21 protein-coding genes are annotated in these 17,766 nt (G+C 72.1%); 11 read left to right on the plus strand and 10 right to left on the minus strand.

All coding sequences use genetic code 11. The annotated features are described in order from the left end of the window. Positions 1 to 3: 3 nt before the first annotated feature. Both ACTWP5_RS18365 and ACTWP5_RS18370 read right to left on the minus strand, forming a co-directional pair. A complete protein-coding gene (locus tag ACTWP5_RS18365) occupies positions 4 to 717 on the minus strand; it encodes an HNH endonuclease family protein (RefSeq protein ID WP_443222076.1) in 714 nt (237 codons plus the stop codon). A gap of 157 nt (positions 718 to 874) precedes the next feature. Continuing rightward, entirely contained in the window at positions 875 to 1,357 is a 483-nt protein-coding gene (locus tag ACTWP5_RS18370; protein ID WP_443222077.1) for a hypothetical protein, read from the minus strand. Positions 1,358 to 1,461: 104 nt separating this feature from the next. Between ACTWP5_RS18370 and ACTWP5_RS18375 the strand changes: the two genes are divergently transcribed. From ACTWP5_RS18375 to ACTWP5_RS18385, 3 genes are all read left to right on the plus strand, one after another. Next, complete coding sequence (locus ACTWP5_RS18375; protein ID WP_443222078.1) at positions 1,462 to 2,334, plus strand: bifunctional methylenetetrahydrofolate dehydrogenase/methenyltetrahydrofolate cyclohydrolase; 873 nt, start codon at positions 1,462 to 1,464, stop codon at positions 2,332 to 2,334. Continuing rightward, positions 2,331 to 2,720 carry a DUF3017 domain-containing protein gene (locus ACTWP5_RS18380; RefSeq protein ID WP_443222079.1) on the plus strand — a complete coding sequence of 130 codons (390 nt, stop codon included), beginning with the start codon at positions 2,331 to 2,333 and terminating at the stop codon, positions 2,718 to 2,720. Before ACTWP5_RS18375 ends, ACTWP5_RS18380 begins: the two co-directional genes overlap by 4 nt. A gap of 682 nt (positions 2,721 to 3,402) precedes the next feature. Next, on the plus strand, positions 3,403 to 4,182 hold the full coding sequence (locus tag ACTWP5_RS18385; RefSeq protein WP_443222080.1) for an alpha/beta hydrolase: 780 nt from the start codon (positions 3,403 to 3,405) through the stop codon (positions 4,180 to 4,182). Positions 4,183 to 4,253: 71 nt separating this feature from the next. Here the strand turns inward: ACTWP5_RS18385 and ACTWP5_RS18390 are convergent, their stop codons facing one another. Continuing rightward, entirely contained in the window at positions 4,254 to 4,874 is a 621-nt protein-coding gene (locus ACTWP5_RS18390; RefSeq protein WP_443222081.1) for a TetR/AcrR family transcriptional regulator, read from the minus strand. 177 nt (positions 4,875 to 5,051) lie between these two features. Here ACTWP5_RS18390 and ACTWP5_RS18395 point away from each other — a divergent pair, with 177 nt between their 5' ends. From ACTWP5_RS18395 to ACTWP5_RS18405, 3 genes are all read left to right on the plus strand, one after another. After that, on the plus strand, positions 5,052 to 6,350 hold the full coding sequence (locus tag ACTWP5_RS18395; protein ID WP_443222082.1) for an ABC transporter substrate-binding protein: 1,299 nt from the start codon (positions 5,052 to 5,054) through the stop codon (positions 6,348 to 6,350). Between the two features lie 115 nt (positions 6,351 to 6,465). Further along, a complete protein-coding gene (locus ACTWP5_RS18400) occupies positions 6,466 to 7,281 on the plus strand; it encodes a carbohydrate ABC transporter permease (RefSeq protein WP_443222083.1) in 816 nt (271 codons plus the stop codon). Then, complete coding sequence (locus ACTWP5_RS18405; RefSeq protein ID WP_443222084.1) at positions 7,278 to 8,102, plus strand: carbohydrate ABC transporter permease; 825 nt, start codon at positions 7,278 to 7,280, stop codon at positions 8,100 to 8,102. Before ACTWP5_RS18400 ends, ACTWP5_RS18405 begins: the two co-directional genes overlap by 4 nt. 124 nt (positions 8,103 to 8,226) lie before the next feature. Here ACTWP5_RS18405 and ACTWP5_RS18410 read toward each other — a convergent pair whose 3' ends face one another. Next, positions 8,227 to 8,790 carry an AAA family ATPase gene (locus ACTWP5_RS18410; protein ID WP_443222085.1) on the minus strand — a complete coding sequence of 188 codons (564 nt, stop codon included), beginning with the start codon at positions 8,788 to 8,790 and terminating at the stop codon, positions 8,227 to 8,229. A 140-nt stretch (positions 8,791 to 8,930) separates the two neighbouring features. On the opposite strand from ACTWP5_RS18410, the gene ACTWP5_RS18415 reads away from it, so the two are divergent. Further along, positions 8,931 to 9,266: a bleomycin resistance protein gene (locus ACTWP5_RS18415; RefSeq protein WP_443222086.1), complete on the plus strand. Its 336-nt coding sequence runs from the start codon at positions 8,931 to 8,933 to the stop codon at positions 9,264 to 9,266. On the opposite strand, the gene ACTWP5_RS18420 is transcribed toward ACTWP5_RS18415, so the two are convergent. The 5 genes from ACTWP5_RS18420 to ACTWP5_RS18440 form a co-directional block, all read right to left on the minus strand. Then, complete coding sequence (locus ACTWP5_RS18420; protein WP_443222087.1) at positions 9,263 to 10,198, minus strand: glycine betaine ABC transporter substrate-binding protein; 936 nt, start codon at positions 10,196 to 10,198, stop codon at positions 9,263 to 9,265. The two genes, ACTWP5_RS18415 and ACTWP5_RS18420, sit on opposite strands and share 4 nt — an antisense overlap. Before the next feature lie 30 nt (positions 10,199 to 10,228). Beyond that, the gene (locus tag ACTWP5_RS18425; RefSeq protein WP_443222088.1) at positions 10,229 to 11,218 is read right to left on the minus strand and encodes a malate dehydrogenase; all 990 of its coding nucleotides are present in this window, start codon (positions 11,216 to 11,218) and stop codon (positions 10,229 to 10,231) included. A 137-nt stretch (positions 11,219 to 11,355) separates the two neighbouring features. Beyond that, positions 11,356 to 11,832, minus strand: a complete 477-nt coding sequence (locus tag ACTWP5_RS18430) for an NUDIX hydrolase (RefSeq protein ID WP_443222089.1) — start codon at positions 11,830 to 11,832, stop codon at positions 11,356 to 11,358. 44 nt (positions 11,833 to 11,876) lie between these two features. Continuing rightward, positions 11,877 to 13,256, minus strand: coding sequence for a sensor histidine kinase (locus ACTWP5_RS18435; protein WP_443222090.1), 1,380 nt, complete (start codon positions 13,254 to 13,256; stop codon positions 11,877 to 11,879). Positions 13,257 to 13,261: 5 nt separating this feature from the next. After that, a complete protein-coding gene (locus ACTWP5_RS18440; protein ID WP_443222091.1) occupies positions 13,262 to 13,918 on the minus strand; it encodes a response regulator transcription factor in 657 nt (218 codons plus the stop codon). Positions 13,919 to 14,076: 158 nt separating this feature from the next. Between ACTWP5_RS18440 and ACTWP5_RS18445 the strand changes: the two genes are divergently transcribed. Continuing rightward, the gene (locus ACTWP5_RS18445) at positions 14,077 to 15,180 is read left to right on the plus strand and encodes a GlxA family transcriptional regulator (RefSeq protein WP_443222092.1); all 1,104 of its coding nucleotides are present in this window, start codon (positions 14,077 to 14,079) and stop codon (positions 15,178 to 15,180) included. Here ACTWP5_RS18445 and ACTWP5_RS18450 read toward each other — a convergent pair. Then, positions 15,072 to 15,659, minus strand: coding sequence for a hypothetical protein (locus tag ACTWP5_RS18450; protein ID WP_443222093.1), 588 nt, complete (start codon positions 15,657 to 15,659; stop codon positions 15,072 to 15,074). The genes ACTWP5_RS18445 and ACTWP5_RS18450 overlap by 109 nt on opposite strands. A 214-nt stretch (positions 15,660 to 15,873) precedes the next feature. Here ACTWP5_RS18450 and ACTWP5_RS18455 point away from each other — a divergent pair, with 214 nt between their 5' ends. Genes ACTWP5_RS18455 through ACTWP5_RS18465 form a run of 3 tightly spaced genes read left to right on the plus strand, consistent with a single transcriptional unit; the run spans position 15,874 to position 17,451 of the window. Beyond that, positions 15,874 to 16,128 (plus strand): hypothetical protein, encoded by a 255-nt coding sequence (locus ACTWP5_RS18455; RefSeq protein ID WP_443222094.1) that lies wholly within the window; start codon positions 15,874 to 15,876, stop codon positions 16,126 to 16,128. 41 nt (positions 16,129 to 16,169) lie between these two features. Beyond that, complete coding sequence (locus ACTWP5_RS18460) at positions 16,170 to 16,475, plus strand: hypothetical protein (protein ID WP_443222095.1); 306 nt, start codon at positions 16,170 to 16,172, stop codon at positions 16,473 to 16,475. Between the two features lie 4 nt (positions 16,476 to 16,479). Next, on the plus strand, positions 16,480 to 17,451 hold the full coding sequence (locus ACTWP5_RS18465; RefSeq protein WP_443222096.1) for a glycoside hydrolase family 5 protein: 972 nt from the start codon (positions 16,480 to 16,482) through the stop codon (positions 17,449 to 17,451). Positions 17,452 to 17,766: the final 315 nt, after the last annotated feature.

Here is a 17,766-nt window from a genome sequence, read left to right on the forward strand (position 1 = left end):
AGTTCAGCAGGTGTCGAGCATCGCCTCCAGCGCGGTTCGCTCGTCCGTGTCAACGGACAGCTCCCACACGTGTTTTGACCGGATCCACATGCGAGCGTAGGCGCAGTGGTACGTCTCCACGGTCGGCTGCCAGTCGGCCGGGTCCTGGTCGCCCTTGGAGCGGTTGGAGGTGGCGCTCGTGGCGATCAGCTGAGGGTTCGCCAGGTCGTTCGCGAACTCCTCGCGGCGGTCCGTGGTCCACTCGGCGGCGCCCGAGCGCCACGCCTCCGCCAGCGGGACCATGTGGTCGATGTCCACCTCGGCGGCGACGTCGAGCACCTCCCCGTCGTACGGGCTGTGCCACTCGCCCGAGGTGGGGTAGCAGTCGGATCCCGCGACGACGTCGACGCCGTCGCGCGCGAGGACGGTCTCCCGGACGGAGCACTCGCCCTCCTCCGACCAGTGCGGGAAGAGCTCCCGCTCGTAGTCGGTCATCGGGCCCTCGGACTCGACGGCGAGGGCGTCGAGCTCCGCGCGGGCGGTCTCGGCGTCGGGGACGTTCGGCACGGTCGAGGCGGGCTCCCCGCCCTCCTCGCCCTCACCGCTCCCGCCGTCCTCGTCGCCCGTCCCGCCGCTCTCCTGCACGGCGCCGTCGTCGGAGGAGGTGTCGGTCTGCTGAGTGCAGGCCAGCAGGACCGTGGGCGTGAGGAGGATCACCGCGAGCCGGCGTGCCTTCATGCGTCTACTCCGCTCCTGCGCTACGGGCGTGACCGGTGGCGACGCTCGCGACGATCACGCCTGTCGCGTTTGTCGCCTTCCTCGCATCTACCCGCTGTGTAGCGTTTCCACCACACTCCGCCGCGCTCTGCCGCTCGTTCGGGGGTACGGGGCGCGTTCAGAGGCGCGGACGCTCGAACCAGGTGCGGCTCGGGGCGCGCGTCAGGTTCCAGACCGCCAACGTGCCGAGCACCACGGTCACCAGCCCGAGCGGCACCGTCCCGAGACCGATGGCGACGGCGAGCCCGCCCCACACCAGCGAGCCGACGCGGATGCCGGACCCACCCGTGCTGTAGCGCAGCGCCAGGCCGACGCCGCTGCCGCCGTGGGCCAGCATGATGACCCCGAGGACGCCCAACGCCTCGGACTCCACGCCGTAGGTCCGTTCCACCTCGTCGGGATCGCCGAGCGCCAGGCCCGTGTAGAGCAGGCCCGTCAGCAGCACCAGCCCGGAGGCGGCGAACGACAGCACGCGCGCCGTCCGGACCTGGCTGGGCATCTCTCCCGGGTTGCCGGGGGAGGTGTGCGCGGTGGCTGGTGTCTTTCCCTGGTTTCCCTGGCGGTCGCGGGGCGCGTCCCCGGGCGAGTTGCTCGCGGCCATGGCGACGTACCGTCCTTTCCGAACTGTGGTGGTTTTCACGGACCTGAGCCGACGTGGGTGGGCTGATTGGCCCGCGGCGGGCCGTATCCGGGAGGATAGGCCCCATGAGCGCGCAGATTCTCGATGGCAAGGCCACGGCGGCCGCGATCAAGGCCGAGCTGACCGGCCGTGTGGCCGCCCTGGCGTCGCGCGGGCGAACGCCCGGCCTGGGCACGGTGCTCGTCGGAGACGACGTCGGCAGCCGGAAGTACGTGGCGGGCAAGCACCGCGACTGTGCCGCCGTGGGGATCGCCTCCATTCAGCGGGAGTTGCCCGCGTCCGCCACGCAGGCGGAGATCGAGGCCGTGGTGCGCGAGCTCAACGACGACCCGGCCTGCACCGGGTACCTCGTCCAGCTCCCGCTACCCAGGGGCATCGACGTCAACCGGGTGCTGGCGCTGATCGACCCGGCCAAGGACGCCGACGGCCTGCACCCCACGAACCTCGGCCGCCTCGTCCTCAACGAGCCGGGCCCGCTGCCCTGCACCCCCAACGGCATCATCACGCTCCTGCGCCGCCACGGCGTGGAGATCGCCGGCGCGCACGTGGTGGTGATCGGGCGCGGCGTGACGGTCGGGCGCTCCCTGCCGCTGATGCTGACGCGCCGGAGCGAGAACGCCACCGTCACCCAGGTGCACACCGGCACCAGGGAGATGGCCGAGCACCTGCGGAGCGCGGACATCGTCGTGGCGGCGGCCGGCGTGCCGCACCTGGTCAAGCCGGAGGACGTCAGGCCCGGCGCGGCCGTGCTGGACGTCGGCGTCAGCCGCGACGAGAGCGGGCGGATCGTGGGCGACGTGCACCCGGCGGTGGCCGAGGTCGCCGGCTGGCTGTCGCCGAACCCCGGCGGCGTCGGCCCCATGACGCGGGCGATGCTGCTCCAGAACGTCGTCGAGGCCGCGGAGGCGGCGGTGGCCGCCGAGGCGGGCGAGGGGTGAGCGGGGTGCCGTCCGCCGAGCGCTTCCCCACGCGCGGCACGGCCCGGCCGGAGGGCGGGCGCCGCACCGCCCCGGGCAGCGCGCCCGCGCCGGTGCGGCAGTGGCCGTTGCTCGGCGTGCTGGCCGCCACCCTCACCGGCCTGCTGGTGACTCTCGGCAGCTTCCGCGTCGGTCTGCTGATCGTCGGCGGCACGCTGCTGGTGGCGGCGCTGCTGCGGATGTGGCTGCCGGAGGTCGGCATGCTGGCCGTCCGGTCCCGGACGACCGACGTGCTGACCTACGGGGTGCTGGGCGGGGTCGTCGTCCTGCTGACGTTGATGGCGCAGCCCGACCCGTTGGTCTCGGTGCCGTTCCTCAACGACCTGCTGCGGTTCTCCGCCGGCTGACGGGGACGGGTGTCGCGAGCCCGTCGGGGAGCGCGGCACAGCCGTCAGGGCGCGCCTCACGGAAGACCTTCGGACCGTCCCGCGGTGGCGTCGCGCCAGCCACGGAACCCAACGCCGTCTCGCGGGCGTCGGAGCGGGCGGGCCGTTCACAGCGTTCGACGTAGTCGACGATCGCCACGGCGCACCGGAGACGACGGGGACGGCGCCGCTCGAGAGGAGCGCGATCCTGCCCGCGCGTCCGCGTCGACGGGAAACGGCGGCCAGGCACTCGATAAGCGTCCAGGACCGGCGCGGCTGCGCGTTGTCACGCCCACATCGGCAGGGACGCGGGGGTGACGTCTGCTTCGGATGACTCGGCGGTCCTGTCGTGGCGGCTGACGACGCCGCGCCGTTGCCTCGGGTGGTTGACGCACCGTTCCACTTCCGCCGCGCTGCATATGGGCCTGCCGGTCAGAGGCTGGCGGCCGGCCGCTGTGGCTGACGAGGGCCAGTGGACGGCCGGCGCGGCCCAGGAGCCGTACCGCTCCGGCATGTCTCCCGCCAGGCCGTCCCGGGCCCGGACCTTCCACAGATTCCCGTTCAGGACCATCAGGTCGTCCAGCCGCCCCAGGTCGGGCTCTCGCCGTCTTGACACATAACTTACTGTGTAGTCAGTCGGTTTCACTTCGATCGAGGACACACGATGGCGATCACCATGACCAAGCTGCTCTGCAACTTTCGTTCCGAGGTGCTGGAACTCGGCACGTCGATGACGGTGCTGTTGCCGGACGTTCCGGTCCCGGTGGACGGCTATCCGACGCTGTTCCTGTTGCACGGGCTCAGCGACGACGACTCGATGTGGACGCGCATGACCTCGTTGGAGCGCTATGCCCGGGAGCGGGACCTGGCGGTCGTGATGCCTCAGGTGCACCGCAGCTACTACACCGACGAGGCCCACGGCGGCGACTACTGGACCTACCTGACCGAAGAGGTGTTGGCCACCGCGCGCCGGTTGTTCCGACTCTCGGACCATCGCGCGGACACCTTCGTCGCGGGGTTGTCGATGGGCGGCTATGGAGCGTTCAAGTGGGCCCTGCGTCATCCCGAGCTGTTCGCGGCGGCGGCCAGCATGTCCGGGGCCATGGGTGTTGCCCAGCGAACCGCACCTGTGTCCACGGGCCCGCTGGAGAGCCGGCTGTGGGACAAGATCTTCGACCACCGGTCGGTGGTCGAGACCGAGGACGACCTGATGTGGCTGATCCGGCGGGCGCCCTCCCGGTCGGTCGCGCCGCCGGACCTCTTCGTTTGCTGTGGCGCCCAGGACCCGCTGTACGAGGAGAACGTGCTGTTCTGCAGGACCGCTCGGGAGGTGGGGATCGATGTCACCTCGATCTTCGATGAGGGCGCCCACGAGTGGTCCTACTGGGACCACCACCTTCAGACCGTCCTGGACTGGCTCCCCGTCCCCAAACCCCGTGTGTGACCCACGGGCCATCGCCCCTCAGGTGCGGGACCGGGAGGTGCTTGGGGGGTGGCCCGGTGTCCGCTGTCGGATCATCCGGGTCGCAGGGCCGCCTTCTGGTCAGCGAGCCACTGCTTCGCGATCGCCTTGGCCGGCATCTCGGGATCCATCAACCAGGCGGTCTCCAGACCGTTGATGAACGCCAGAATCTCCATCGCCTTGTGGTGTGGATCCACGTCGCGGCGTACGTCGCCGGCCTGTTGGGCCTGCTCGAGCGCGGCGGCGAGCCGGGAGACGCCCGCCTGGTACCGGGTGGTCAGGCGGGCGTGCATCGGGGTCCCCTGCTGAGCGGCGTTCTCGGCGACGAGCACGGTGTGCATTCCGACATGGCTTGGTTGCTCGGACCAGTTCCCGATCGCGGTGGCGATGATGTCCAACGCCGCCAGGCCGGGATTCTCCTCTTCTGGCCAGGCCAGGTACTCCTCGGCCTCGTCGCGGAGGTCCAGGGCCGCGTGCAGCAGCTCTTCCTTGGTGTGGAAGTGGTAGATCAGCCCAGCCTGGGAGACCCCGGCAGCCTCGGCGATCTGGGCCAGGCTGGTGCCTCGGGATCCGTTGCGGGCGACGAAGGTCGCGGCAGCTTCGATGAGCATCGCGCGTCGGGCGGCGCCCTTGGCGGTGGGCCTCTTGCGTTCCGGCTCGAGTTGGGTGGACATCGTGGGCCTCCTGAACTGCCGAGACTGATCGGTCCACACACATTCTAGACAGCCAACTGAGCAGTCAGTAGGCTCACCTTGTTTCTACTGAGTGATCAGTAGGTAACTCTTCGGTGAAGGGAGCTAGCGATGCGTGTTCGACCCTCTCGATTGCGTCGGTCCTGGTGGGGGACTGGTGTGCTGGTCGCTGGCCTGGTGGCGACGGCGAGCTGTGGAAATCCCGGCTCCGCGACCGATCGAGACACCACCCCCAGCGACATCAGCACCACGGTCGGCCCGGACCCGGTGACGCTCACCATGCGGGTCAACGCCGACCAGGAGGCGCTGTGGAGAGCCCTGGCCGCCGGGTTCGAGGAAGCCGAGCCTTCGGTCACGGTCGACGTGACCACCGAGGACTTCGCCACGCTGCAGCAGAACGCCCCCCGGTACCTGGCCGCAGAGAACCCCCCGGACCTGCTGCGGTTGCCCGCGCCGGGTGACGCGGTCAAGGACCAACTGTTGCTGAACCTCGACGAGTACGCCGATGCCTACGGGTGGGACCAGTGGCCCGAGAGCCAACTCGAGCAGCTGCGAGTCTCCGACGACGGCCGCCAGCGCGGCGAAGGGTCGTTGTACGGCGTCGGGATCGGTTTCCAGCTCTCCGGCCTTTACTACAACACCGACCTGGCTCAACAGATCGGCATGGAGGCGCCGCCGGAGACGATCGAGGAACTGGTCGCGGCGATGGATGACGCCGCCGCGGCCGGAAAGATCCCGATGATGGCCTCGGGCGACAGCACCTTCGTGCTGCAGGCGCTGATGCACGCCTACGGCGCCGCCGGGGAGGTCTCGGCCTGGGTCGGCAACGCCCCGGAGGCGAGCATCCAGACCCCGGAGACCGTCGCGGCCGCCAGCACCGTGCAGGAGTGGGTCGAGGCGGGCTACTACCCCGAGGACCTGCTCTCCATCGATGACGAGCAGGCCCTGGGCACCTGGTTCGAGGGCAACGCCCTGTTCCTCTACCAAGGGGGCTGGCTGGCCGGCGCGATGGACCAGAACATGGCCGGGAAGGTGGGGTTCGTGCTGTTCCCGGCCGAGACCTCCGGTGACCCACGCTATGCGATGTCGGCGCCCAACGGTCTGGTGATCCCCGAGGCAGCCGAGCATCCGAACGAGGCGGCCGCGTTCCTGAACTGGGCCAACACCTCCGAGGAGGGACGCCAGATCCAGGTCGACCAGGCCGGGCTCGCACCCGGTGGCAGCACCGACCTGCCGGTCCCCGAAGCCCCCCGTGACAGCGTGTTGTCACAGACGCTTGAGGCGTTCGCCGCCGCCAGCGAGCAGGACACCCTGATCGACTTCCTTGCCAATGCAACCCCGGGAATGCTCAGTGCGACCCTCAACCCCCAGACGCAGTTCCTCGTCAGCGGCAGTGTCACGCCCGCGGAGTACATCGCCAACCTCCAGGCCGAGTATGAGTCCGACCTCGGCAACTAGCCCGGCCTCGGCCCAGGCCGCGGCGGAACACCACGGTGTTCTCGCACGACGGGTCTCCCGCAGACGCCGCGGCGCACGGTGGCTCGGGTTGCTGTGGGTGCTTCCGGCTCTGGTCATGTACGCCGGATTCGTGCTCTACCCGCTGACCCAGACGGTGCGCTACTCCTTCTACGACTGGAACGGCATCGGCGCCGCCACGTGGGTCGGGACTCGCAACTTCGCCACGGTGTTCAACGATCCCCAGCTGTACGGGTCGGTCCTGCACGCCTTCCAGTTGGTGATCTTCTTCAGCTTCGTCCCGGTCGCCCTCGGCCTTCTGATCGGAGCGCTGCTGCGCGGCCTGAAGGAGGGCCGGTTCACCACCGTGGCCCGCACGGTGCTGTTCCTGCCCCAGATCATCCCCCTGGTCGGCGCCGCGATCGCCTGGCGTTGGCTCTACGCCCAGGACGGACTGGTGAACCAAGCCCTTGGCTGGGTGGGCCTCGGCCATCTGACCCGGGGGTGGCTGGGCGACTTCGGCACCGCGCTGCCCGCCGTCGGTCTCATCGGCTGCTGGGTCGCCACCGGCTTCTGCACCGTGTTGATGCTGTCCGGGATCGCGCGGATCGAGCCGGCCCTGTACGAAGCCGCCCAACTCGACGGAGCCGGGCCGGTCAGGGAGTTCTTCGCCGTCACCCTGCCCAACCTGCGCCACGAGATCACCGTGGCGCTCTCAGTGACCACCATCGCCGCCCTGGCGAGCTTCGACATCGTCTACATCGCCACCCAGGGCGGACCCGGCTACTCCACCATGGTGCCCGGGGTCCAGATCGTTCGGCTCGCATTCACCGAGAACAACGTCGGCCTCGCCTCGGCCCTGGCCGTGGTGCTCCTCCTGCTGGTGTTCGTCGTCGCTCTGCCCATTCAACTACTCAACCGGACGTCGCGATGATCACCAGCCGAGCCCGACGAACCAACAGCACCCTGATGCTGTTGCTGATGATGGTTCTGACCATCGTTCCGCTCGTATCGATGTTCGTCACCGCGCTGCACGCGCCCGGCTCCCAACCCTCCGGCCTGACGTGGCCCGAGGACCCGCACTGGGGCAACTTCTCCCTCGCCTGGGACCAGGCCAACGTCGAGGTGCTCCTCAAGTCCAGTACTCTCATCGTCCTCGGCGTCGTGCCGGCCTCACTGCTGATCTGCACCATGGCCGGCTTCGGTCTGGGTCACCTCAAGCTTCCCGGCGGGGCGGCCCTGTACGTGCTGATCCTTCTGGGACTGGCCATTCCGTTCGAGTCCACCGTGATCCCGCTCTACCACCAGATGCAGTCGCTGGACCTTCTCAACACCCGCCTCGCCATCGTGCTCCCCCTGATCGGGCTGTTCGTCCCTTTCGGTGTCTTCTGGATGCGCGGCCACTTCGCGAACATGCCCCAGGACCTCACCGACGCCGCACGCGTCGACGGCGCCAACGGCTGGAGACTCTTCTGGAACGTGCACCTGCCGCTGGCGGTCCCCGCGCTGACCACCCTCGGGCTGCTGCAGTTCATCAATGCCTGGAACCAGTTCCTCCTGGCCGTCGTGCTCGTCGACGACCCCGCCAAGCGCACCATGGCAGGAGCGCTCGGCGCGTTCCAGGGCGAACACAGCACCGACATCGTGCTCCTGTGCGCCGGCGCGCTGCTGATCATGACCCCCACCGTGGTCGTGTTCCTCGTCCTGCAGCGGTACTTCGTCCGGGCTCTCCTCGCCGGCGCCGTCAAGGGATGAACACCCCCGGTCCGGAACGTCCACACGATCCCGTCTGGGATCATCCGGTCATCCGGCCGCTCGCGGCCCCACCGCGATCCATCACAGGGGATCACGTGAGGACACGCCCCAGGCGGGACAGCCGTCAAGAGCTGCCCGACAGCTCGCGGAGGTGGTTGGCGACGAACCGGGCGCGCTCGGCCACCGGCGCGCGGGGGAGAGGCACCAGCTCGTAGCCGTACTCGGTGTAGGTCGTGACCATGACGTCGTGGGTGCGCTCCGCCTCGGCCTCGGACTGCCTGCGTTCGGCGTCGCGCTCGTAGATCTCGGGCCAGTGCGGGGCGAGGAACACCCGCCGGTGGTAGCGGAACGTCTCGGCCGCCGCGTGGAGGTGGGCGGGGACGGGCCGGCCCTCGAGGCGGAGGTAGCCGACGATGTCGGGGACGCCGCGGTCGAAGAGGACGGGTCCCGTCAGCCGTGCCGCGTCGCGGTAGGAGCGCAGCTCCCAGCCGAGCATCAGCTCGGCGAAGAGCTCACGGTCCTTCCACGGCAGCGCGCGGCCCCCGATGGCCGTCTGGTCCTGGATGACGCCCCGACCCGCCTCCTGGGAACGGGCGTAGCCCGCCCGCTGGAGATGGTCGAGCAACGTGCTCTTCCCGGACCCCGGGCCTCCGGTGACCACGACGAACCCGTCCACCTGCGACGTCATGCGGTCTCTGCTCCTCTCCGTGCGTTCCGTGGGTTCCGTGCGTTCCGTGCGTGTCTGTGGGTTCCGCGCGTGTCCGTGGGTTCCGTGTGTGCCGAACCGGCCGTGGTCGCCCGTCAGGAGCGTCTGCGACGATGGGGCGCGTGAACGAGGAGGCGATCCCCATCCTCCGCGTCGCGGACGCTGCCGCGGCGGTCGGGTGGTACGAGCGACTGGGCTTCACCCAGCAGTGGGAGCACCGCTTCGAGCCGGGCCTGCCCGCGTTCGTCGAGGTCGCGCGGGGCGGCGTGCGGCTGTTCCTGTCGGAGCACGAGGGCGACGCCCGCCCGGACACGTTGGTCTACCTGCGCGTGCGCGACGTCGACGCCCTCGCCGCCGCGTTCGGCGAACAGGCGCGGGACGTGCCGTGGGGGCGTGAGTTCGAGCTGCGCGACCCTGACGGCAACCGGCTACGGATCGGCACGCCTCCCCGGGACTAGCCGCCCAGGGCCTGGCCGTCCGCGTTCAGCCACTCCTGGACCCGCTCTGGATGGTGGCTGGCCCACTCCTCGGCGGCGGCGCGCGGCGTGTACCCCTCCTCGGCGACGAGGCGGGCCACGGCGTTCTGCTCGCTCGCCGTCAACGTGAAGTCCCGCAGGAACGCGGCGGCCTGACCGCCGTGGTCGAGGAAGTAGGTGTTGAGGTACTTCCTCAGCTCGATGTCGGGGTAGTACGCGGCCTGCGGGTCCGGCAGTTCGACCTCGGTGAGGTCGGCCTCGGTGAAGACCCAGTGCGGCTCCCACAGGTACGTGAGCGTCGGGGTGCCCACCAGGCTGGAGCGCGTGACCTCCGTCAGCAGCGCCTCCTCGCTGCCGACCGCCACCGGCCGGAGGTCGAGCCCCAGTTCGTCGAGGATCTCCTCGTCGCGGGTGGCGTAGAACGGGTCCGCGTGGAGCAGTTCACCGTCGAGGTCGTCGGCGAAGGCGTTCAGGTTCTCGGCGTGGAGCACCTCCGGGTGCGCCTCGGCGAACTGACGGGTCACGTACCAGCCGACGCCGCCGGTGATGCCGAGCGGGCCGGCGTCGGTGACGTTCCCCTTCCGCTCCACGTAGAGCTCGCGCCGGTCGGGCAGCGCGCCCCAGTCCTCCAGGATCGCGTCGACGCCGCCGCTGGCGAGCTGGTCCCAGGAGGTCTCCTGGTCGCCCCGGCGCAGCTCGACGGGGACGTCGAGCTCGTTCTCCAGCACGTGGGCGGCGACGGCGGCCGTGGCCTGGCCACCGGTCCAGTCGGGCATGGCGAGGACGACCATCTCGAAGTCGCCCGCCGCCCCCGACGGCTCCTCCTCCGCCTCCGCCAGCATGGAGCAGGCGGTGGCGGCGAGGAGCAGCGGGAGCGTCGCGAGGGCGTGGAGCGTACGCCGGGTGTGGCCCATGACGTGAGGTGTCGTGAGGTGACGTGCGGGTCAGATCAGCCCCAGCGAGCGGACCGCGTCGCGCTCGTCCTGGAGCTCCTTCACCGAGGCGTCGATGCGGGGGCGGGAGAACTCGTTGATCTCCAGGCCCTGCACGATCGAGTAGGTGCCGTCCGCGCAGGTGACGGGGAAGGAGGAGATGAGGCCCTCGGGCACGCCGTAGGAGCCGTCGGAGGGGATGGCCATGGAGGTCCAGTCGCCCTCGGGGGTGCCCGTCACCCAGGTGTGGACGTGGTCGACGGCGGCGTTGGCGGCGGAGGCGGCCGAGGAGGCGCCGCGCGCCTCGATGATGGCGGCGCCGCGCTTGGCGACGGTGGGGATGAAGTCCTCCGCCAGCCACTTCTCGTCGCCCACGGCCTCGGCGGCGTTCCGGCCGGCGACCTCGGCGTGGAAGATGTCCGGGTACTGGGTGGCGGAGTGGTTGCCCCAGATGGTCAGGCGGCGGATCTCGCTGACGGGGGTGCCGGTCCGCTTCGCGAGCTGCGTCAGCGCGCGGTTGTGGTCGAGGCGGGTCATGGCGGTGAAGCGCTCGGCCGGCACGTCGGGCGCGGCGGCCTGGGCGATCAGGGCGTTGGTGTTGGCCGGGTTGCCCACGACGAGGACGCGGACGTCGTCGGCGGCGTGGTCGTTGATGGCCTGGCCCTGCGGCTTGAAGATGCCGCCGTTGGCCTCCAGCAGGTCACCGCGCTCCATGCCCTTGGTGCGGGGGCGGGCGCCGACGAGCAGCGCGACGTTGGTGCCGTCGAAGGCGGTGGCCGGGTCGTCGGTGATGTCGATGCCGGCCAGCAGGGGGAACGCGCAGTCGTCGAGCTCCATGGCGGTGCCCTCGGCGGCGCCGAGAGCCGGCGTGATCTCCAGCAGCTTCAGTCGCACCTGCGTGTCAGGACCGAGCAGCTGGCCCGAGGCGATGCGGAACAGCAGCGCGTAGCCGATCTGGCCAGCGGCGCCGGTGACGGTGACGGTGACGGGTGTGCGGGGCATGGCGTACGACCTCCTGGCGGGACCCGCCGGACTGTGTGGGCGGCGGGCCGAACCTTAGCGAACCTGCGCGGTCAGGCTATCTCGGACGCGGCGGGGCGACGGTCGCGGCCATGCCACCGCCGGGGGACGGTCGCCGGTCATGCCTCGTCGGCGTCCCGCCACGGGCCGCTCGGCACGAGAGCGCGGAGCACCGCCGGCAGCTCCGGCGGCTCCAGCCGGTCGGGCACCGCGTCCAGCTCCGACCACGCCACCCACGCGTGGGTGTCCAGCGTGGCCTGTTCGTCCGGCAGGAGGCCGGTGCGCGTCAGCGAGGGCCTCTCCTCGGCGAAGCGCGCCAGGAAGAAGTGCTCGGGACCGCCGTACCGCACGCCGTTCCACCACACGTCGCGGTCGACCGGCACCGAGCGGTCGAGGACGGCGCCCGGGTCGAGGCCGGTCTCCTCGGCCAGTTCGCGGCGGGCCGCCGCCAGCGGCGACTCGCCGGGCTCTATGCCGCCGCCTGGTGGCTCCCACAGCAGGGACCCGTCGAAGGGGTCACGCCAGCGCAGCAGCAGGACGCGGTGCGCGGCGTCCAGGCAGACGATCCGCACCGCGGGTCGGTGTCTCGGTTCCACGGGGACGACCGTAGCCGCCCGCGCGTCGCCGCCCGGGAGACCGGTCACCTCGTGGGCGAGCGCCGGCCGGTGGCCGGAGCCGACGTCGGGGCCGGAGCCTGTGGCGCCCGCGCGGCGCCCGGATGGCGCGGCAGGGTGACGGTCACGACGAGGCCGCCGCCGTCCCGGGGAAGGGCCGTGACCTCGCCGCCGTGGGCGTGGGCGACGGCGCGGACGATCGACAGGCCGAGGCCGGTGCCCCTCACCCCCCGCGTCGCCGCCGAGGCGCGGCGGAACGGCTCGAAGAGGGACGGGATCTCGTACGGCGGTACGACGGGACCCGTGTTGACCACCCGCACCGCGACGCGGCTGTCGACCCGGCCGTCGCCGCCGGCGTGGCCCCCGTCGTGCGGGCCCGTCGTGACGCGCACCCAGCCGCCGCCCTCGGCGACGGTGTTGTGCCGGATGCCGTTCTCCACGAGGTTGTGCACCAGCCGTTCGAGGAGGAGCGCGTCGCCGCTGGTGGGAGCCTCGTCGACCGTCTCGTGGAGGGTGACCCCGGCCCGGCGCGCCTCCGGCTCGGCCCGCGCGGCGACGTGCGCGGCGATGTCGGCGAGGTCGACGGGCCGCCGCTCGGGCAGCGCGTGCTCGGCGTCGGCCAGCAGCAACAGGCCCGCGATCAGGCGCTCGTGTCGGTCGTTGATCTCCAACAGCTCCTCCCCGAGCCGCCGGACGTCCACCGACGCGGTGGGGCGGTGCATCGCCATCTCGACCAGGGCGCGCCCCAGGGTCAGCGGCGTCCGCAGCTCGTGCGAGGCGTTGGCGACGAAGCGGCGCTGGCCGTCGAAGGAGCGGTCGAGCCGGTCGACCATGGTGTCGAAGGCGTCGGCGAGGTCCTTCACCTCGTCGTCGGGGCCACGCAGCGCGATGCGCTCGTGCAGGCCGCGGTCGGCGGCCGGCGCCGCGGCGATGCGCCGCGCGGTGTCGGTGACCCGGTGCAGCGGGGCCAGCACCCGGCCGGCCACCAGCCAGCCGAGGCCGGCGGCGACGGCGACGACGAGGAGCAGCGCGATGCCGCCCTGGGTGAGCAGGGAGGTGGTCGCCGCGTCGTGGAGGGCTTCCTGCTCGTTCGCGAGCCAGCGGGTGGCGTCGTCGCCGGTGAGCACCCCGCCGTCCCCGGTGACGACGGAGGTGTTCCGCTCCGGCGACGAGGTGGGCGCCTCGGCCGACGGCCCACCCGCCGCGTCGCCGGTCGCGTCGCCGGTCGCGTCGCCGGGCTCCTCGGTGGCGGTGAACTGCGCCGACTCGCCGTGGAGCCGCTGGTTGAAGAGCACGTACGTGGCGGCGAGCAGCACGACCCCGGCGGCCAGGAACAGACCGCCGTGGATCAGCGTCAGCCGCGTACGCAACGAGACCCGTCCCCTCGCCCGGCTCCTTCGGCTCACCTGGCTCACCTGATCCGGTACCCCACTCCCGTGACGGTCTCGACGACCGGCGGGTCGCCGAGCTTGCGGCGCAGCTTCAGGACGGTGAGCCGGACGGCGCCGGTGAACGGGTCGGCGTGCTCGTCCCACACCTTCTCCAACAGCTGCTCGGCGGAGACGACGCCGCCGTCGGCGCGCAGCAACTCCGCCAGCACCCCGAACTCCTTGCGCGCCAGCGGAACGTACCGCCCGTCGCGGACCACCTCACGCCGCGCCTGGTCGAGCACGATGCCGCCGCGCCGCAGCACGGGCGGGGCGGCCGGCCGGCACCGGCGGCCCAGGGCCAGCACGCGGGCGGACAGCTCGGGGAAGGCGAACGGCTTGGTCAGGTAGTCGTCCGCGCCGAGGCCCAGCCCCGCGACCCGGTCGGCGACCCTCGCGGCGGCCGTCAACATCAGCACCCGCGTCGGGGCGCGGGAGGCGAGCACCTCCCGGCAGACCTCGTCGCCGTGGACGCCCGGCAGGTCGCGGTCGAGCACGACGACGTCGTAGGCGTTGACGGCGACGCGTTCGAGCGCCGCCGCGCCGTCGTAGGCGACGTCGACGGCGTGCGCCTCGCCGCGCAGCCACTCGCCGATCGCGTCGGCCAGCCGTGGTTCGTCCTCCGCCACCAGCACCCGCATGGCGTCATGGTGGCCGGTGACCTGTTTCCTCCTCGTAAGCCCGTAAGCCCGTAAGCCCGTAAGCCCGTAAGCCCGTAAGCCCGTAAGCCCGTAAGCCCGTAAGCCCGTAAGCCCGTAAGCCCGTATGTCCTCCGAAAGGAAGGCAGTACGGTCGCCTCGTGAGCGAACACCCGACCGTGGTCGTCGGCTACCCAGTCGCCGAGTTGCTCGACATCGCCTGCCTGACCACCACGTTCGACTACGCCAACCGCGCCGGCGCCACCCCGCCCTACCAGGTGCGCGTCGTCTCCCCTGCCGCCCGCCCGATCGTCTGCCAGTCAGGGCTGACGATGCGGCCCCAAGGCTCCCTCGAACGGCTGCTGGGTCCGGTGGACACGCTCGTGGTCGTCGGCGGGGAGGGGCACGAGGCGGCGGCCGACGACGGCGCGCTCGTCGCGCACGTGCGGCGGCTGGCGCGTGTCTCCCGGCGCGTCGCGTCGGTCTGCACGGGCGCGTCAGTCCTCGCCGCGGCGGGGCTGCTCGACGGGCGGCGCGCCACCACCCACTGGCTCTTCGCCGACGAGCTCGCCGCCCGCTACCCGGCGGTCGACGTCGACCCGGCGCCCCTCTACATCCGCTCCGGCGGCGTCACCACGGCGGCGGGCGTCACCAGCGCGCTCGACCTGGCGCTGGCGTTCGTCGAGGAGGACCACGGCGGCGAACTCGCCCGCCTGGTAGCGCGTGGCCTGGTCACCTACCTCCAGCGGCCTGGCAACCAGGCGCAGATGAGTCCCTACGTCACCGCGCCACCACCGGACAACGAGCTGGTCAGGCGGGTGGTGGCGACGATCGGTGGCGCCCTCGACGGCGACCTGCGGGTCGGCGCGCTCGCCGCGCGCGCCGGCGTGAGCGAACGTCACCTGACCCGCCTGTTCCTCGCCCACCTCGGCCAGACACCGGCCCGCTACGTGCGGCTGACGCGGGTCGAGGCGGCGGCGCGCCTGCTCGTCACGAGCCGGCTCTCGCAGGAACGGATCGCCGCCCGCTGCGGCTTCTCCTCCGCCGAGACGTTGCGCCAGGCGTTCACCGCGCGATACGGCGTCAGCCCGTCGCACTACCGCGCCACCCAGTCCGCGACCCGGTCCGCGACTCACGACTGGGCTGGGACCGGTGCTCAGACCGCCCCCGTCGCCGCCAGCACCACGGCGCCCACGCCCAGCGGCAGGTCCAGCGCCACGCAGAACTCCGACAGCGAACGGACCACCACCGCGTTCCGCCGGTAGTGGACGACGTCCCAGACGGCGTGCCCCACCAGCGCCAGCCCGGCCAGCGTCAGCCCGGCCCGTGGCGCGAGGAACAGCGCCGCCACCGCGACGCCGCCGTAGCCGGCCAACGCGAGCGTCTGCGCGGTGACCGCCACCCTGGGCGCGCCCGTGGCCAGCCCCACGACGACCAGCACCGCCCCCGCGGCCGCGACGCCGGCCCACCAGGCCAGCCCGACCACCTCGCTGACGACCACGACGGCGGTGCCGCCCGGAATCCCCGGCCAGGCCAGCCACGGCCGCTCGAACGCCGCCGCGCTGAGGTAACACAGGGCCGCCACGCACACGATCGTCGCGACGCCCTCCGCCTCGACGCCGCTCACCAGCATGACCGTGGCCGCCACCAGCCCGACCGCGCTCGGCCACCGCGACAGCACCCCACGCCACCCGACACTCCTGACCGCGGCGGATGCCCCGACGGCCGATCTTCCCGTCTCCATGCCGCCACGCTGCCGACCGCCTCGGCCCGCCGTCGAGCGCGTCGTTCGGAGTGGTCCGAAATCCTGGGATACCTGTCCGTGTGATCGTGACGGGTGCGCCGGAGCGGGTGCCGACTCGGCGAGCGGCCCTCAGCTGCCGGCGGGAAGGACGCGGCCGCGATCGCTAGGGTTGCGGTGCCTGTGCGGTCGCAAACGTGGAGAGAAGGGGGAGCCGGTGGTCACCACGAGGAGATATCCGGACAGCGACGACTGGGAGTACCTGGAGAACATGCCCGCCGGGCTGGCGGCCGTGTTGGGCGTCGTGCTGCTGGCCCTGATCGTCGTTCTCGTCGTGACGCTGCTGCGCCTCGGGCCTCGCAGACGCCGCGACCCCGCCGCCGAGGAGCGGTACCAGGCACGCCGGGCGAGCCGCCGCCGCCAGGCCGCGTTGCGCAGGCGCCGTGAGAGGCTGGCCCGCAGGAGGCGGTGAGCGTCGCGGGCGTCGCCGCCGCACGCGAACACGGGGGACCCATGACGCGTTGGGCACTGGTGGTCCGGCAGTTGCAGGGCTCGGGGCAGGCGTTGCACTGGAACGCCGACCTGATCGGCGAGGTCGTCGGCACGCGCGAGGACGCCATGGCCGCGCTGTGGCAGCACGCCCAGACCTACCAGCCGCGCCACCCCGTCAACGTCGGCCGGCGCGTCGTCTGCCGGGACGGCGACGACGGCTTCCTCGTCATCAACCACGGCATGTCCCGCGACTACCCCTGTGAGTTCCGCGTCCACGAGGTGCTGTGGGACTCGGGCGCCGTGGCCCCGCCGCTGCCGAGGAGCTGACACGATGGCTCCGCTGTTCTCCGCACCGTCCGCCCGTCGGGGCATGAACCTCGGCAACGCCCTGGACGCCCCCGCCGACGCCGCCCACGCCCTCGCGCCGCGCGAGCGGTACCTCGACGCCATCCGCGACGCCGGCTTCGACACCGTCCGGCTGCCCGTCGCCTGGTCGGCACACGCCGCACCCACCGCCCCGTACACCGTCCGGCGCGCGTTCGCCGAACGCGTCGACCGCGCCGTGGACGCGGCGCTGGCACGCGGCCTGACCACCATCGTCAACGTGCACCACTACCACGAGCTCCACGAGGACCCCGAGGCGCACGCGGAGCGGTTCCTGGCCCTGTGGCGCCAGATCGCCCCGCGCTACGCGGACCGCGACCCGGCGCTGCTCCACTTCGAACTGCTCAACGAGCCGCGCGCCGCGCTCACCCCGGAGCGATGGAACGTCCTCCTCGCCCGGGCCCTCGCCGTCGTCCGGGAGTCCAACCCCGACCGCACCGTCCTCGTCGGCCCCGCCGAGATGAACGACCTCCGCGCCCTCCCCCGGCTCGAACTGCCCGACGACGACCACCTGACGGCCACCATCCACTACTACGCGCCGTTCCCCTTCACCCACCAGGGCGCGCACTGGGTGGAGGGCTCCGCGCCGTGGCTCGGCACGAGCTGGGGCGCGGACGCCGACCGCGGGGACGCGGACCGTGTCGCCGCCGAACGCGCCGCCGTCAGCGACGACCTCGCCGAGGCCGCCGCCTGGGCCAAGGCCCACGGCGTCCCCCTCTTCCTCGGCGAGTTCGGCGCCTACGAACGGGCGGACCTGGACTCCCGCGCCCGTTGGACCGCCCACGTGCGGCGCGAGGCGGAACGCCTCGGCATCGGCTGGGCCTACTGGGAGTTCGGCACGGACTTCGGCGCCTTCGACCCCGCCACCGACACCTGGCGCGAGCCACTGCGCCGGGCCCTCGTCCCCGACGGCCGCTGACGCGGGGGCCGCCACCGTCCGGGGCGAGCGGGAGCGTCGGCGAACGGAGGAAGCGGAGGAAAACGTCTACAGACGGCCCTCTTGTGTGTACGTTTTCCTCCGCCTGGCCTGCCGGTCGCTGACCCCGTTCAGCCGCGTCGCGGCAGCTGCCCCCGCCCTCGACGTGCCCGCTGGCCGTCGACGACCACGTCGACCGCTCTGGGAGCCAGCACGCATCCACGCCTGCCCTGCCCGAACTCCGTCCGCCGCGCTCGGAGGAGGTGTCGTGAGAGGCTCGTCAGCGGGGCAGGGGAGAACGAGCCGACCGCGAGGCGA

Source organism: Streptomyces sp. 4N509B (assembly GCF_052245655.1).
Lineage (GTDB): Bacteria > Actinomycetota > Actinomycetes > Streptomycetales > Streptomycetaceae > Streptomyces.

What these genes read in the sequence shown, in the direction of transcription:
- ACTWP5_RS18375 (WP_443222078.1), top strand. Translation starts at nt 1,462, where the DNA reads ATGAGCGCGCAGATTCTCGATGGCAAGGCCACGGCGGCCGCGATCAAG.
- ACTWP5_RS18450 (WP_443222093.1), bottom strand. Translation starts at nt 15,659, where the DNA reads ATGGAGACGGGAAGATCGGCCGTCGGGGCATCCGCCGCGGTCAGGAGT.
- ACTWP5_RS18425 (WP_443222088.1), bottom strand. Translation starts at nt 11,218, where the DNA reads ATGCCCCGCACACCCGTCACCGTCACCGTCACCGGCGCCGCTGGCCAG.
- ACTWP5_RS18440 (WP_443222091.1), bottom strand. Translation starts at nt 13,918, where the DNA reads ATGCGGGTGCTGGTGGCGGAGGACGAACCACGGCTGGCCGACGCGATC.
- ACTWP5_RS18410 (WP_443222085.1), bottom strand. Translation starts at nt 8,790, where the DNA reads ATGACGTCGCAGGTGGACGGGTTCGTCGTGGTCACCGGAGGCCCGGGG.
- ACTWP5_RS18420 (WP_443222087.1), bottom strand. Translation starts at nt 10,198, where the DNA reads ATGGGCCACACCCGGCGTACGCTCCACGCCCTCGCGACGCTCCCGCTG.
- ACTWP5_RS18465 (WP_443222096.1), top strand. Translation starts at nt 16,480, where the DNA reads ATGGCTCCGCTGTTCTCCGCACCGTCCGCCCGTCGGGGCATGAACCTC.
- ACTWP5_RS18400 (WP_443222083.1), top strand. Translation starts at nt 6,466, where the DNA reads ATGTACGCCGGATTCGTGCTCTACCCGCTGACCCAGACGGTGCGCTAC.
- ACTWP5_RS18370 (WP_443222077.1), bottom strand. Translation starts at nt 1,357, where the DNA reads ATGGCCGCGAGCAACTCGCCCGGGGACGCGCCCCGCGACCGCCAGGGA.
- ACTWP5_RS18365 (WP_443222076.1), bottom strand. Translation starts at nt 717, where the DNA reads ATGAAGGCACGCCGGCTCGCGGTGATCCTCCTCACGCCCACGGTCCTG.
- ACTWP5_RS18390 (WP_443222081.1), bottom strand. Translation starts at nt 4,874, where the DNA reads ATGTCCACCCAACTCGAGCCGGAACGCAAGAGGCCCACCGCCAAGGGC.
- ACTWP5_RS18405 (WP_443222084.1), top strand. Translation starts at nt 7,278, where the DNA reads ATGATCACCAGCCGAGCCCGACGAACCAACAGCACCCTGATGCTGTTG.
- ACTWP5_RS18460 (WP_443222095.1), top strand. Translation starts at nt 16,170, where the DNA reads ATGACGCGTTGGGCACTGGTGGTCCGGCAGTTGCAGGGCTCGGGGCAG.
- ACTWP5_RS18385 (WP_443222080.1), top strand. Translation starts at nt 3,403, where the DNA reads ATGGCGATCACCATGACCAAGCTGCTCTGCAACTTTCGTTCCGAGGTG.